This window comes from Streptomyces sp. NPDC050534, from assembly GCF_044457745.1.
Lineage (GTDB): Bacteria > Actinomycetota > Actinomycetes > Streptomycetales > Streptomycetaceae > Streptomyces.
The window spans coordinates 152,674-165,796 of record NZ_JBITHF010000004.1; the positions used below are offsets into that span (position 1 = coordinate 152,674).

Below are 13,123 nucleotides of genomic sequence, written 5' to 3' on the forward strand. Positions count from 1 at the left end.
TAGCATCACATTCACTATCGCGAATCAATCGCGGATCTCGATCCGGTTGATGTCGATCCGGTGTGGCGGGGGCCTGGTGTGACGTTGGTGATGGCGGTCGCGGCCGTCTGGGGTGTGCTGCAACTCTTCGTACTTGCCTGGCCGACGCGCTCGATACGGCTGACCACCGTTCTGCTGGCGCTCGCGGCGGGTGTCTACGGATGCGGCGTAGCAACGGCGCTCGTCCAACTCACCTACACCCGCCTCTACGCACACCACTCGGGCCAGCCACTCCTCGCGGTGGTGAACACCACCAGCTACACGGTGGCCCCCTGGGTGGAAGAACTCATCAAGATCTCGCCACTGCTGCTGGCAGGGTTCAGCGTGAAGATCCGCCGCCAGTGGGGCCTGACCGACTTCGTGGTGCTCGGCGCGGCCCTGGGAGCCGGCTTCGGCCTGCTCGAAGCGGTACTCCGCTACGGCCTCGACGCGCACCGCGCGATACCCCGCGGCGGGGGCTGGGTCATCCCCGACAGCCTGTCCCCGCCCTATGTGCCGTCCCTGGACCAGGTGTTGATGTCGTGGCTCCCGGCCCCCTTCAGCCAACTGGACGTAGGCGGCGCACCGGCCACGGACACCTTCACCCACCTGGTGTTCTCGTCGATGGCAGGCTTCGGAGCCGGCTTGCTCTGGCGCGCACGGGGCCGGCTGCGCCTGCTCTCAGCGTTCCCGATCGCGGCAGCGGCGACGTACCACACACTGAACAACTACACGGTCCAGCACCCAACGAGCCACGCCGTACGGTGGGTTGAGACGCTGGACGGAAAGGCATGGGCAGCGCCTCTCGTCTGCCTGGCCCTCGCTATGCTGGCCGACGTCCGCCAACTCCACCGCGGCAAGCGCACGGTGCCCGGCATCCTGCTCACCTCGGAGCGTGCGGACGGCGACAGCCTGGCCGCCCTCCTTCGCTACGCGACATGGCGCCTGCCGTGGAGCCTGCGGATAGCCCTTCGCTACGTCGCCTTACGACGCGCCTTGCTCTATGCCACGGCGTCGGCGGGTCCGGCGGACGCCGAGGACCTGCGCGGTGCGGTAGCCGGAATCACGTCCCGGATGGACGAGTCCGACAACCAACAATCCTGGCAGTCACTCGACATCCGAGCCCTGCTGAAAGCGGCGCGCTCCACCCACGGCACCCGGCGCCGATGGCTCTGGCTGATCCCCTGCGTACTCGTCCTGCCCTCGCTCCTGTTCCTGGTCGTCGGCTCGTTCACCTCCACCGCGGGCCTCCAGAAGTTCTTCAGCACGGGCTCGGGCCCGAACATCCTCCTGGCCTTCGGCATGGCAGCCCTGGCCTGGATCGCGTACCTGCTGATCACCCTCTTCCGCACCTGGCGAACGGCGACAGCCCACCCCCTCGCCGAATCCCTGGCAGCCCACCGCTTCCGCCTCGCCACGGCCCTGGGTTCAGCCACAACCGGCGTCTTCCTGCTGCGGCACGGCCTGGGCGAAGCGGGCCCTGCCGCCCCGACGATCCGCACGTTCCACCTCCTGGACGCCCTTAACAACTTCCTGGCCTACCTGGGCTTCGCCCTCCTCCTGCTCTCCCTCCTGGCTCTGTTTCCCCCGGGCGGCCTGGCTCTGGCGGGCGTCGGAGCGACAAGCACCCTCACAGCGGAAGCCGCCCTCAACGCGGGCTTGTTGGGCACGGCCGGACTGGTCCTCATGGGCCTGGGAGCATCGAACGGCTCAGGCAAGGACTACAACGCGTGGCCCAGGAACAAACGAAAGGGCCGCATCAAGCCTCGTCACCGCGCAGATATCCGCGGTGACGAGGGCAAGAATCTCGGAGGCAAGAGCAAGGCCCACACCATCGACAGGCATGTCGACAAGACAATTAGCGGTATGCGAAGACGTATGCGCGAGAACCCTGGCCTCGAGGAGGACTCACGCTACGTTGACGTCCATGCGGCGCAACGCTTCACCGACGAGACTCTGACCGCCCCAAAGAATCAGCGGAAAATATCTGCCTGGTTGGCCAAGGGGGCGAAAGGAAACCTCCCATTGGAGGGAGAATTCACCGAGAATACAGGGCTTCATCTCACTCGTTACGACTTCACTCACGGGCAGGGGACGCGGTGGGTGAAGAAAGTTCGTGTCGTGCTGAAGGCTGACGCATCGGCGGCCTTCGGATATCGCGTACTCACTTCGTTCCCTCGGCCTTAATGTGCACGTTGGAGTAACTTATGAGTGAGGAACTTCCACCAGGGCAGCGGTTCTATGCGCTCGACGACCTGCTCGGTGCCTACGCGGATACCGGCTTCGATTTCACGGACACCGCCGAGACTCCGGGCCCTGGCCTGACCTCTTACCTCAGAATCGCCGCTAGGGATCCGTCACGTGCCGCAACAGCGGTCCAACAGATCAACGATCTGCTCTCTGTCGGACTTTTTTCCGAAGAGATCGCAGACGAGGTAGAGTACCTGCCACACATCCGTCCTCCGCTAGGGATCAGCGTTGAGGACTGCCTTCGCGTCACCCGGGACCATCTCAACCGTTTTCTGCAAGACCCGACAAAGGTGCCTCCGATGAACCCACAAAACAACTGGGAGTGGAACGAGCGATTCCCGGAGTTGGGCCGGCTACTAGGCGGCTACTTCCACCAGGATTTCTCAGATTTCTACGATTCTCACGACGAGGCCCTCGACGAGTACATCAGCGAAGTCCTGCCCGAAGACCAGGCGAAGACGGCGCAAGAGATCAGCGAACTGCTGGCCATGGTGACCTCGGATCAGGAACTCAAGACTGCGACCTCCGCGTTGGGGCTCGACAACCGACCGCCGCGAGGAATGTCTCACCGTCAATGGCTGCAGCACATCCACCAGAAGATCACGGCAGCTTCTTAGCCGCCTCCTCCACCTGCTTGACATACCGATGGCACGGAACGGAGATCGGCCCGTCAGGCCCCTCCGCCGGATAGTCGAACGCCCCCTCGTCCACCCACCCTTGCCGCTCGTAGAACCGCCGCGCACGAGCGTTCCCGGTGGCGACGGCGAGCCACACCCGCTCGTGCCCCTGCTCCCGAACAACCACCTCGGCGTGCCCGAGCAGTGCAGTTGCCACGCCGGCACCCCGGTGGGCCGCCGCGACGTACAACTGCTCCGCCTCGTCCCCGACCACCATGACGAACCCCGCGACGGCCCCACCGACCACCGCGACCGTCGTATCCGCAATCCGTTCGGCCGCACGGACCGCGAACGACTCGGGTGTCCGGACGGCGATCAGTTCATCGGGCACGTGCCCGAGATGACCGTCGCGCCATCCATCACGCCAGATCTTCGCGACGGCCTCGGCGTCGGCGGGGTCCGCGGGCCGGAGGGCGATCGGCTGCTGGTCGGGTTCGGGCCTGATCATGGGGCCCAGGCTAGCCGGGGTCTGACCGGCCGATGGCCGAAACGGCCGGCTCAGGATTCCGTGGCGTTCCGCGTCTTCCACGGCCAGTGGCCACGGCGGAGGCGTTCGTATGGGATGAGGGCTCAAAGTCCGGAGTGTGATCATTTCCCTCAGTTCTTCCTCAACTTCATTGTGATCCCGACGGGCCTGTCCGCAAGATCTCTTTGTCGCGGCCACCCTTGTCGCGCCGTCTGACCAACGGACCCGTAGGGGCGACCTCCGCGGCGCGTCTGTCTGACCCACAGCGCAACGAAACAAATGCACAGCATCAGAGGGGAACAACGACGTGAGATCGTCGACAGCCATACGCCGTTCGGCAACGGGGGCTCAACGAGGGGGAACGGGGCTCAGGGCCGCCGCCGTTGTGGCCACCACAGCAATGGCTCTAGGAGTGACGGCGCCTCTGGCGGAGGCGACGGAGGCGCACAACTCCGCTTCGCTCGCGACTGTTTCCGTACTCCGGACCGAAGCGGCAGATGCGTCGGACTTGACCTTCACCGCGGCTGATGTACGCGACCTGATCCAGCGAATCAAGGCTGACGGGGGTGCGGGCACCGCCCAGCTTTCGCAGTTCGATGCGTACGCCAATTCTCTGGAAGGCAAGTCGTCGGCCAGGCCGATGCAGCGCTTCGGCTGGAGCACCATCGTCCGCAAGCTGGTGGTGGCCGGCTTCCGGCATGGCGGCGTGTGGATGGGCAAGGTGCTCAAACACGTCTCGCCGAAGGCGGGCCGCTACGCCTCCCGGTACGGCAACAAGATCGCCGACGCCATCGACGCGGTCGAGAACTGGGGCGAGCACGCGCTGACCCTGGCCCTGATGAGGGCCGGGCTGCCGTCGGACGTGGCCGGCGACCTGGCCAAGGCGATCATTCTCGTCGCGGCGTAGATCCTTGGCCCAGGCTCTGCAAAGGTGGTGAACGTGGTGCACGAGGTGGACGAACGGCCGTCGACCCCAAGCGAGAAGCGGCTGGCCAGAGCCGTGGTGGGCGGACTCATTCTGATCGTGACCGCGTTGGTGGGCTTGCTCTTTCTGCTGGTGCTGCTCATCACGGTGGCGGTGTTCCCGCAGGCGGTCGAACTCGACGGCCTGACTTCGCTGTTGTGGGCCCTGCTCCTGCTGGCCCCTTGCTCCGTGATCGCCACGGCCATCACGGTGCCGGTACGACGCCTCGTGCGCGCCCGGCTCGCGCCTTCCGCCACGATGGTCCGCATCTCCGACGCAGCCTTCGCCTGGCTGTCGGCCTTCCTCGTCGGCGTGATGCTGCTCGATTGGACGCCGGGAGTTCACGCTCACTCGATACTGCCTGCGGTGGCGGTGGCCACGGTCGGCCTCGTTATTGACCCTGTCGTAAAGCGATGGGGCAAGGACAGGACGAAGGAATGACGGGGCGGTAGACGGACCGTCGCGCTGAACGCGCGGCAAGGCGCAACGGCGGATGCGGAACGGCCGTGCTCCCGGCATGGGGAGTGCGGCCGTTCCGCCGGACAAACAGCGGCTCCGCGGAGGCGACTTCAGCGAGGAAGGAAAAGAACCACGGACCCGCCGCGCACGGGCGGGGGCCGGTGGCAAGATCGGCTGACATGGAATTCTCCGAGGTCGTACGTCGACGCCGCATGACCCGGCACTACTCCGACAAGCCCCTCGCCCCGGAGGTGATCGAGCGTATCCTCGCCTCCGCGCTCCGGGCGCCCTCGACCGGCTTCTCCCAGGGCTGGGAAGATTGCGCCGAGGCCCGCTGGCCGGCCCCGTACTGGCACATCGACACCGGCATGGCGGCCCTGCTGATGCTCCTGACCGCCGTCGACGAGGGCCTCGGTGCCTGCTTCTTCGGCATCATGCCGAAGCATCTCCAGCCATTCCGCGAGGAGTTCGGGGTGCCCGACGAGTACACCCCCATCGGCGGCATCACAGTCGGCTACCGCGCCGACGACGCACCGCCGCAGGGCGCGCGAGTCGCGGAACGCCGACGGAGTGCGGGTGAGGTCATTCACCGGGGGCAGTGGGGGCGGCACGCCTGAGCGCGCCCGGCAGGCACCGGCAGGCGATGGCGGCTCACGAACATGTCGCCCGGTCGACCACTGCACGCCCCATTCCGCCGTCCCCGCCGCCCTCCGGGACAGCGATGGCGGAGTGCGTGGGCAGCGCGGGGTCTGCCTAGCGGCGTTCCAGCGCGTCCATGTTCACGGCCTCGACAAAGTCCCGCCAAGCCTGTCGGCTGACAGTCATGATGGACCCTCGGCGCCCCTTCGAGTCCCGTATGAGGACGCTGCCTTCGCCGCCCGCGCACTCCAGGCACTCCGTCCCGCTCCCACCGCTGTAGGACGACTTGAACCACTGGGCGGTAGCGGGCGCCGTCATCAGTGCTCCTTGCTTATGCGATGGATGATCTCTGCCGAGGACTCGAGGTCGAGTGCCTGTGCGCTGAGGTACTCGAACGCCAACCTATAACGCTCCAGTTCTTGCCGCTTCTCCATAAACAGGCCACCGCCGAGCAAGTCCACGTAGACGACGTCGAGTTCGGGTGCAGGGCCGCGAAGGACCGCGAAGCTGCCCACCGCTGCTGCGTGAGCGCCTGACGAGAAGGGCAGCACCTGGACCGTGATGTGAGAGCGCTGCGACAGCGCGAGTAGGTGATCGAGCTGGTTCCGCATGACCTCCGGGCCACCAACCCTGCGCCGGAGCGCTGCTTCATCGATCACGCACCAGATGTGCGGCGGTTCGCTGCGGTCGAGGAGCTCCTGTCGTTTCATGCGGATGTCGACCATGTGCTGCACTTCGCGCTCAGGGCACTGCACCTCCGAAGCGCGGTGCACGGCCTCGGCGTAGGACCGGGTCTGCAGAAGCCCGGGGACGTACATGCAGGCGTAGTGGTCCTCGCGTACGACCTCGTCCTCGAGGGTGAGCATGAGGTTCATGGACTCGGGGATGGGGTCGGCGAGTGATCGCCACCAGCCCTGGATCTTGGCACCCTTGGCCAGCTCCACGAGGGCACTGCGCTCCTCGTCGGAGGCGCCGTATTCGCGGCAAAGGGCGTCCACAGTCGGCCACTTGACCGTGCCTTCCTTCGTCTCGTACCGGCTGAGGGTCGCCTTCGAGATGCCGACGCGGGCGCCCGCCTCCTCAAGCGTCAGCCCCTTGATCTCTCGGAGGCGACGCAGGTCCGCCCCCAGCTGGCGCCGTCGTGTGGTGGGTCCAACTGGCATGCTCCCAGCCCTTCATGTCGATCTCTCAGATCGTCGCGGTTGTTCGATCCCGGAGGCAAGGTGGTGTGCGCCCGGGGCGCGCACGGGGTCGGCGTGCTCCTTGTCGGCCGGTATGAGAGTTCCATTTTGAGAGTTCCAATGCAACTCTCGGTGTGTGTCGAGTTGCGCTGAGCAACTCGATGGACTGCTGGAGGAGTTGAGTCATGGACTGCATCACGTGCATGCCGAGAAAGTCGTGGGATCTTTCGTTTCTCGCCGAGCCTGAGGAAGTGGGGTCTCTGCGACGCGCCTTGCGGACTCATTTACGGCTCTGGGGCCTGCACGAGTCGATCGACGCGGCTCAACTCTGCGTCAGTGAGCTCGTGGCCAACGTGATCAACCATGTTGGCCCGGGTACGCCGGCCACCCTCGCCGTCTCCACGAACGGTGCGCACCTGCGTATCGAGGTCCATGACCCCGATACGCGGGCACTTCCCTCGCTCAGGCAGGCGGAGGCCGACTCCGGCAGCGGGCGGGGTCTGGCCCTCGTAACCGCGGTAGCCGAGCGATGGGGAGTGCACCTCCAGCCGGAACGAAAGGTGACTTGGTGTGAGCTGGCAACAGGCCTCACCTATGTGGAGCCTGGGCCGCCTCCTGGCTTCCGTCCGAGCAGGGTGACTACGAAAATGGCTGAAGAAGCGGTGATCGGCGCCATTGCTGATTTCCTGCACTGGCTCAGAGCCCACGGCTGTGATGCCGATGAGGTCCTCGACCGAGCGCAGACGCACTTCGAGGGGCAGATTGCGGAAGCCGCTACCCGGCGGCAATGGCCGAGTACGTCCACACGTCAGCCGGGAGTTCGTGCTTGAGATCCCACGTGATCGCCATCGGCCTGCTCCCCGTGTGCCTTACGTACGTGGCCGGGCCCAGGAACATCCAGGGCTCGGACTTGCCGATGGCGTTGGACTTGTAGCGGCGCAGGAACAGCAGGACGTGGCTGCCTCGTCGGTCGTGCTGCTGGTAGCGAAGGCCAGTGGGAGACGTCTCGGGCGTGGTGCTCTGCGACTCCCAATGGAAGCGAGTGGGGCTGATCGCGTAGTCCTTGTAGCGGACGGTGGGGGAGAAGTCCCGCTCGTTCTTCTCCAGAGTGATCAGCAGGGCGTCCGTCTCGATCTCGTCGACCCACGTGACTCCTTGGCTGAAGACTCCGGGCATCTGCCCGCCCAGTCGCGCCACACCGAGGGCCGAAAGGACCTCGGAACGGTTGTAGGCGCTGTGGATCTTCAGCGGGAGATGGCCGAGTGGTCCATCCAGCGGGATGGGGAAGTGGTCGGTCCGATCGAGCACGTACGACAGAACCTGCTGGAGTTCGTCGCGGACCAGACTCTGATCACGCAACGACTCCAGGCCCTCCCGGTAGCTGGAGAAGCCACCGGCCCTGTCCCACAGATTGAAGAAGAGCATGCGCGCGTACGCCTGCTCGCCCGGTGGGAGGGAGTCGTAGCCGGGGGCTTCGTCGGAGAGCAGTTTCAGATAGGTGCGGGCGCGCTCGGGGTCGTCCACATGCAGGAAGGCGTGGACGCGCTTGAGGAGTTCCCCCTCCCCGGGCAGCGGCGCCGCCTTGATGACTCCCGCTTTGCGCAGGACCTTGGTCCAGGAGTTGTCGCTCTTGTAGAGCTCCTTGATGTCCCGGCGGCTCTCCCGGAGGTAGGCGCCGAGCTTGGGTGTGCTGTAGTCCCGGACCTCTTTCGCCAGCGTGTTGATGGTGGCGTTGAGCTGGGTGCGGATGTTGTCGAGGACGAGGTCCTTGGACTTGCCCTCCAGGAGGATCTGGCAGCCGGAGGGCAGGTAGGGGAAGTCTCGCTCGATACTGTCGACCAGGCGGTTCCGGGACAGATTCGTCAGCGCCCGGAACTGCTCCTCAAACCGGAACTCTGCCCGGTGCTGGCCGATGAAGTCCAGCACCGTCAGCACGGGCTTGTTCGGCGTGCGGCGCAAGCCGCGTCCCAGCTGCTGGAGGAAGACGGTGGCGCTGCTGGTCGGGCGGAGAAGCAGCAGCGTGTCGACGTCAGGGATGTCCAAGCCCTCGTTGAACAGGTCGACGGAGAAGATCACTTGGAGCTTTCCGTCTCTGAGCTCGCGGAGCTTCAGCTCCCGGTCCGCGGGGGAGGAATCGGCGTCGAGGGCCGCGGTCTGAAACCCCGCTTTGTTGAACTGCCGGGCCATGAAGTGCGCGTGTTTCCTGGTCACGCAGAATCCGAGGGCGCGCATGGCGGCGGGATGGGAGATCTTGTCCCTGACCTGCTTGATGACGATGTGAGCCCGGGCGTCGCTCGCTGTGTAGACGTTGTCGAGTTCGTCGCGGTCGTAGGAACCGGCTCGCCAGTTGAGCTGGGTCAGATCCGTGCCGTCCGGGATGCCGAAGTAGTGGAAGGGGCATAGGAGGTCGGCTTCGAGGGCCTCCCACAGCCGCATCTCGGCAGCGATCCGGCCGTCGAAGAACTCGTCCTGCACATTGTGGCCGTCCATCCGCTCGGGCGTTGCGGTGAGGCCGAGCAGTTCGGCCGGCTGGAAGTGCTGGAGGACCCGGCGGTATGTGTTCGCGGTGGCGTGGTGGAACTCGTCGATGACGATGACGTCGAAGTGGTCGGGGTCGAGCTGTTCCAGCCGCTGGAGGTTGAGGGACTGGACGCTGGCGAACACGTGGGTCCACTCGCGGGGTTCCTGGCCGTTGTAGAGAAGCTCACCGAAAGAGGCGTCCGCGAGCACCTCTTGGTAGGTCCGCAGCGACTGTTTCAGGATCTCCTTGCGGTGCGCGACGAAGAGCAGCCGAGGAAGCTTTCCGCCTTGCCGGTCGCGTATGGCGCGGTAGTCCAAGGCGGCCATGACCGTCTTGCCGGTGCCGGTTGCCGCGACCAGGAGATTCTCGTGGTGATCGCGGATGTCGCGCTCGACGCGAAGGCGTTCCAGCATGTCTCTTTGGTGAGGGAAGGGCTGGACTTCAAGACCGGAGAGGTTGATCTTGAGGTCGTCACCGGGCCCACCGCCTCCCGCACGCCTCAGAGCCTCTGAGAGCCGGTCTCCGTCCTCATCAGGGTCGTACGCCTCGAAGGCGGGCTCATCCCAGTACGCGTCGAAGGTGGCCGCGAACTTGTCCAGCACGCGAGGTGTGGCGACCGATGACAGGCGTACGTTCCACTCCAGGCCGTCGAGGAGCGCAGCCTTGGACAGGTTGGAGCTGCCTACGTAGGCGGTGTTGAAGCCGGTCCTGCGGCGGAACAACCAGGCTTTCGCGTGCAGGCGCGTCGAGCGGATCTCGTAGTTGACCCTGACTTCCGCGCCGAACTCCCGGACAAGACGGTCCAACGCGTATCGGTCGGTGGCTCCGATGTACGTCGTCGTGATGACCCGGATGCGGACGCCTCGCTCCTTGGCTGCGCGGAGTGAATCCTCAAGCACCCGTATGCCGTGCCACTTGACGAACGCGCACAGCAGATCGATGCGGTCGGCTGTGGCCAGCTCGGCTCGCAGTTCTGCACCCAGGTTCGGGTCGTCCGGCGCGTTGGTGATCAAGGCGGTTTCGGAGAGCGGCGTCAGAGGGCGGATCGCGTAGACGCCGGGTGCCTCCCGCTCGGCGAGAGAGAGCAACTGGCGCGGGCCGTCGGCGATGACGCGGCCCGTCTCGTCCTCGTCCGGGTCGGGCGCACTGACGGCCAGGGACTGCATGATCTCGTTGGCGACGGCCACCTGCCTGTTGTGCGGGAGCTGAGCCAGGCGGCGCCCCACGACCTCGCCGATGTGCCGGGCCAGCACATGCGGCGTCGACTCGGCACTGACCTCCGCATCGATGGCTTTCCAGCCCGCCGCTTCCAGCCCCGCTATCTGGTCGAGCAGATCACGAGTGACGAGCTTCTCGTAGACGCCCGCCATCGGCTGCGTCAGGTCCCCCGAGTCCGCCACGACTGCTCCTTCGATCCCTCGCGCTTGATCTCCCGCGTCGATATGGATCTGTTTTAACAGCAGCCACTGACAAACAGCCTTGGATACCGGATTTCACATGGTGGCCGTTGGCCGCCCGCATTCTTTGCACGGTCGTGCGCTCCAGTACGGGGGAGAAGCGGGCGGGCCGCCCAGGGGAAGGAAGCGGGCGGGGGCCGCCCGTTCGGGCGTCCTCGCTACGCCCCGTGGCACCCCTCATACGCCCGCCCCGACCCGCACCAACAACCCGCCCCCCGCTGCGGCGGCCATTCCGCAGCCCGCCCCCGCGCCGCCAGTGTCGTCGCGTACTGCGGGAGGAGGTCGACGTCTGCCGGGGACGTTGCTTCCGACGCTGCGAAGGCCTCGTACGACGGGACCGTGCCCGTGACGATGCCCAGGTTGGGGGTGCCCGAGGCTGCCAGTTCCCTCAGCGACGCTTCTATCGTCGAAAGGTGCTCCTCGTGCGAGGGGTACTCGGCGGAGAGGGTCGGGTACGCCTCCACCAGCTCCGCCAGTTCAACCGCCGGCCAATGCAGGACCGCCACCGGGAACGGGCGGGACAACGCCTCGCGGTAGGCGCCCAGTTCGGCCTGCAGGCGGGAGATCTCCGCGGCCAGCTCCTGGGGGTTGTCGGAGCCGAGGGACCAGACGCGTTTGGGGTCGTGGAGTTCGTCCAGGGGGATCGGGGCCGTGTGGAGGGTGTCGGCCAGGATGTCCCAGTCGTCGTGCTCGGCTCCGAGCATCCGCCGTACGCGATGGCGGCCGAAGAGGAGCGGGTGGGTGGCGTACGGGGGCTCGGGCACGTCCGAGAGCAGGAGGGTCGCGCCCTCCGTGAACGTCTCGTGCGCCGCCTCCAGCTCGTCGTGGGTCTCCAGCGCCTCCGCGACGATCACCCAGGGCGCCGGGTCCCGCGGGGCCGACGCGCGGACGCCGTCGATGATGGCGCGGGCCTCGGCCTCGTGGCCGTACTCCCACAGGTTCGAGGCTTTGAGGGCCCGTACCAGAAGCGGCTTCTCCAGGCCGTCCGCGGAGGACAGCAGGCGGTCGTAGAGCGTGGAGGCGGCGGGGCGGTCGCCGGCCAGCTCCAGGTGGGCCGCGGCCTGGAGCAGCAGGGCCTCGGCGTCCTCGGGGTACAGGCCCGCGGTCCGCTCCAGGCGGGCCGCTTCGGCGGTGTGGTCAGCGTTCTCGGCAGACGTGTCGGGGCGCATGAGGGAAACCGTACTGCCGATCAGTGACAAAGAAGAGGCAAGTGCTGGTCAGCAGTCCGTTCACCGCTCGGCCACGATGAGGTCCGGGTTGCGGCGGTTCGCGTCACGGGACGTGAAGGCCATTGTCAGCAGGCCGGACGCGACGATGGCCGCCCCTACATAGAGGGGAGCGGTGTAGCCGAGGCCCGCGCTGATGGCCAGGCCGCCCAGCCAGGCACCGAGCGCATTGCCCACGTTCGACGCCGATACGTTCGCGCTCGCGGCCAGCGGCACTCCGTGGGCGTGGTCGGTGACCCGGGTGATCAGGCCGGGGACGGGGGCGAAGCCGAAGACTCCGGTGAAGAAGACCAGGATCACGGATGCGATCGGGCTCGCCGCCAGCAGGCCGAACAGCGCGAGGGTGGCGGTCAGGGCGGCCAGGGACAGCATCAGGGTGAGGTCGCGGTTGCGGTCCGCGCCCCGGCCGCCGAGGAGGTTGCCGAGTACGAGGCCGCTGCCGTAGACGATCAGGAGCCAGGCCACGTCCGTGTCCGAGAACCCGGTGACCTCGGTGAAGGTGTACGCGAGGTAGCTGAACGCGCCGAACATGCCGCCGTAGCTGAGCGCGGTCGCGGCCAGGGTCAGCCAGACCTGGCGGGACCGCATGGCGCGCAACTGTCCGCGCAGTGCGCCCGCTCGGCCTGTCTCCGGGGCCGCCGGATTCGTTCCCGCCCATGCCGGGACCAGCACGGCGATCGCTGCTACGGCCACCACGCCGATCCCGGTGATCGCCCAGAACGTTGCGCGCCAGCCCCACCTGTCGCCCACGAGGGCGCCGAAGGGGACGCCCAGCACGTTCGCGACCGTCAGGCCGGCGAACATCACGGCGACCGCTCTCGACGCCCGTTCCGGGGCGACCAGACGGCGGGCGACGAGCGAGCCGATGCCGAAGAAGGAGCCGTGGCAGAGGGCGGCGACGATCCGGCCGAGCAGCATGACCTGGTAGTTCGGGGCCAGCGCGGAGAGGAGGTTGCCGAGGACGAAGAGCACGACGAGTCCGGTGAGGACCGGTTTGCGGGGCAGCGCGGCCGTCGCGGCGGTCACCGCGATCGCGCCGGCCGCGACGGTCAGGGCGTAGCCGGAGATCAGCCATCCCGCCGCGGCCTCGGACACGGAGAGGCCGCGGCCCACCTGCGGGAGCAGCCCGGCGATCACGAACTCGGTCAGGCCGATCCCGAACCCGCCGAGGGCGAGGGCGACCAGCCCGGTGGGCATCCGGGCCGAGCCGGGCGTACCGGTACCGGTACCGGTGACGCGCACTGCCTCCGCTTCGGTGCCGATGC

12 protein-coding genes are annotated in these 13,123 nt (G+C 66.9%); 6 read left to right on the plus strand and 6 right to left on the minus strand.

Annotation, left to right across the window (positions count from 1 at the left end):
• Positions 1-78: 78 nt before the first annotated feature.
• Both ACIBN2_RS15005 and ACIBN2_RS15010 read left to right on the plus strand, forming a co-directional pair.
• Positions 79-2,205, plus strand: coding sequence for an RNase A-like domain-containing protein (locus ACIBN2_RS15005; RefSeq protein WP_399134770.1), 2,127 nt, complete (start codon positions 79-81; stop codon positions 2,203-2,205).
• 20 nt (positions 2,206-2,225) lie between these two features.
• Positions 2,226-2,885, plus strand: coding sequence for a contact-dependent growth inhibition system immunity protein (locus ACIBN2_RS15010; RefSeq protein WP_399134771.1), 660 nt, complete (start codon positions 2,226-2,228; stop codon positions 2,883-2,885).
• On the opposite strand, the gene ACIBN2_RS15015 is transcribed toward ACIBN2_RS15010, so the two are convergent.
• Positions 2,869-3,393 (minus strand): GNAT family N-acetyltransferase, encoded by a 525-nt coding sequence (locus tag ACIBN2_RS15015; RefSeq protein ID WP_399134772.1) that lies wholly within the window; start codon positions 3,391-3,393, stop codon positions 2,869-2,871. The two genes, ACIBN2_RS15010 and ACIBN2_RS15015, sit on opposite strands and share 17 nt — an antisense overlap.
• Positions 3,394-3,919: 526 nt before the next feature.
• On the opposite strand from ACIBN2_RS15015, the gene ACIBN2_RS15020 reads away from it, so the two are divergent.
• The 3 genes from ACIBN2_RS15020 (at position 3,920) to ACIBN2_RS15030 (ending at position 5,451) form a co-directional block, all read left to right on the plus strand.
• Positions 3,920-4,318 carry a hypothetical protein gene (locus tag ACIBN2_RS15020; protein ID WP_399134773.1) on the plus strand — a complete coding sequence of 133 codons (399 nt, stop codon included), beginning with the start codon at positions 3,920-3,922 and terminating at the stop codon, positions 4,316-4,318.
• Positions 4,319-4,351: 33 nt separating this feature from the next.
• Positions 4,352-4,816: a hypothetical protein gene (locus ACIBN2_RS15025; RefSeq protein WP_399134774.1), complete on the plus strand. Its 465-nt coding sequence runs from the start codon at positions 4,352-4,354 to the stop codon at positions 4,814-4,816.
• Positions 4,817-5,013: 197 nt separating this feature from the next.
• Positions 5,014-5,451: a nitroreductase family protein gene (locus tag ACIBN2_RS15030; protein WP_399134775.1), complete on the plus strand. Its 438-nt coding sequence runs from the start codon at positions 5,014-5,016 to the stop codon at positions 5,449-5,451.
• Positions 5,452-5,587: 136 nt separating this feature from the next.
• Here ACIBN2_RS15030 and ACIBN2_RS15035 read toward each other — a convergent pair whose 3' ends face one another.
• Both ACIBN2_RS15035 and ACIBN2_RS15040 read right to left on the minus strand, forming a co-directional pair.
• On the minus strand, positions 5,588-5,791 hold the full coding sequence (locus tag ACIBN2_RS15035) for a DUF397 domain-containing protein (protein WP_399134776.1): 204 nt from the start codon (positions 5,789-5,791) through the stop codon (positions 5,588-5,590).
• A complete protein-coding gene (locus tag ACIBN2_RS15040; RefSeq protein WP_399134777.1) occupies positions 5,791-6,636 on the minus strand; it encodes a helix-turn-helix domain-containing protein in 846 nt (281 codons plus the stop codon). Before ACIBN2_RS15040 ends, ACIBN2_RS15035 begins: the two co-directional genes overlap by 1 nt.
• Before the next feature lie 203 nt (positions 6,637-6,839).
• On the opposite strand from ACIBN2_RS15040, the gene ACIBN2_RS15045 reads away from it, so the two are divergent.
• On the plus strand, positions 6,840-7,484 hold the full coding sequence (locus tag ACIBN2_RS15045; RefSeq protein WP_399134778.1) for an ATP-binding protein: 645 nt from the start codon (positions 6,840-6,842) through the stop codon (positions 7,482-7,484).
• Here the strand turns inward: ACIBN2_RS15045 and ACIBN2_RS15050 are convergent.
• The 3 genes from ACIBN2_RS15050 to ACIBN2_RS15060 all read right to left on the minus strand — a co-directional run bounded on the left by ACIBN2_RS15050 (position 7,429) and on the right by ACIBN2_RS15060 (position 13,055).
• Positions 7,429-10,545, minus strand: coding sequence for a DUF3427 domain-containing protein (locus ACIBN2_RS15050; protein ID WP_399135246.1), 3,117 nt, complete (start codon positions 10,543-10,545; stop codon positions 7,429-7,431). The genes ACIBN2_RS15045 and ACIBN2_RS15050 overlap by 56 nt on opposite strands.
• 245 nt (positions 10,546-10,790) lie before the next feature.
• Positions 10,791-11,801, minus strand: coding sequence for a hypothetical protein (locus ACIBN2_RS15055; protein WP_399134779.1), 1,011 nt, complete (start codon positions 11,799-11,801; stop codon positions 10,791-10,793).
• A 60-nt stretch (positions 11,802-11,861) separates the two neighbouring features.
• On the minus strand, positions 11,862-13,055 hold the full coding sequence (locus ACIBN2_RS15060) for an MFS transporter (RefSeq protein WP_399135247.1): 1,194 nt from the start codon (positions 13,053-13,055) through the stop codon (positions 11,862-11,864).
• Positions 13,056-13,123: the final 68 nt, after the last annotated feature.

Coding starts and splice junctions, on each gene's coding strand:
- ACIBN2_RS15015 (WP_399134772.1), bottom strand. CDS start 3,393: ATGATCAGGCCCGAACCCGACCAGCAGCCGATCGCCCTCCGGCCCGCG.
- ACIBN2_RS15010 (WP_399134771.1), top strand. CDS start 2,226: ATGAGTGAGGAACTTCCACCAGGGCAGCGGTTCTATGCGCTCGACGAC.
- ACIBN2_RS15050 (WP_399135246.1), bottom strand. CDS start 10,545: ATGGCGGGCGTCTACGAGAAGCTCGTCACTCGTGATCTGCTCGACCAG.
- ACIBN2_RS15060 (WP_399135247.1), bottom strand. CDS start 13,055: ATGCCCACCGGGCTGGTCGCCCTCGCCCTCGGCGGGTTCGGGATCGGC.
- ACIBN2_RS15035 (WP_399134776.1), bottom strand. CDS start 5,791: ATGACGGCGCCCGCTACCGCCCAGTGGTTCAAGTCGTCCTACAGCGGT.
- ACIBN2_RS15040 (WP_399134777.1), bottom strand. CDS start 6,636: ATGCCAGTTGGACCCACCACACGACGGCGCCAGCTGGGGGCGGACCTG.
- ACIBN2_RS15055 (WP_399134779.1), bottom strand. CDS start 11,801: ATGCGCCCCGACACGTCTGCCGAGAACGCTGACCACACCGCCGAAGCG.
- ACIBN2_RS15045 (WP_399134778.1), top strand. CDS start 6,840: ATGGACTGCATCACGTGCATGCCGAGAAAGTCGTGGGATCTTTCGTTT.
- ACIBN2_RS15030 (WP_399134775.1), top strand. CDS start 5,014: ATGGAATTCTCCGAGGTCGTACGTCGACGCCGCATGACCCGGCACTAC.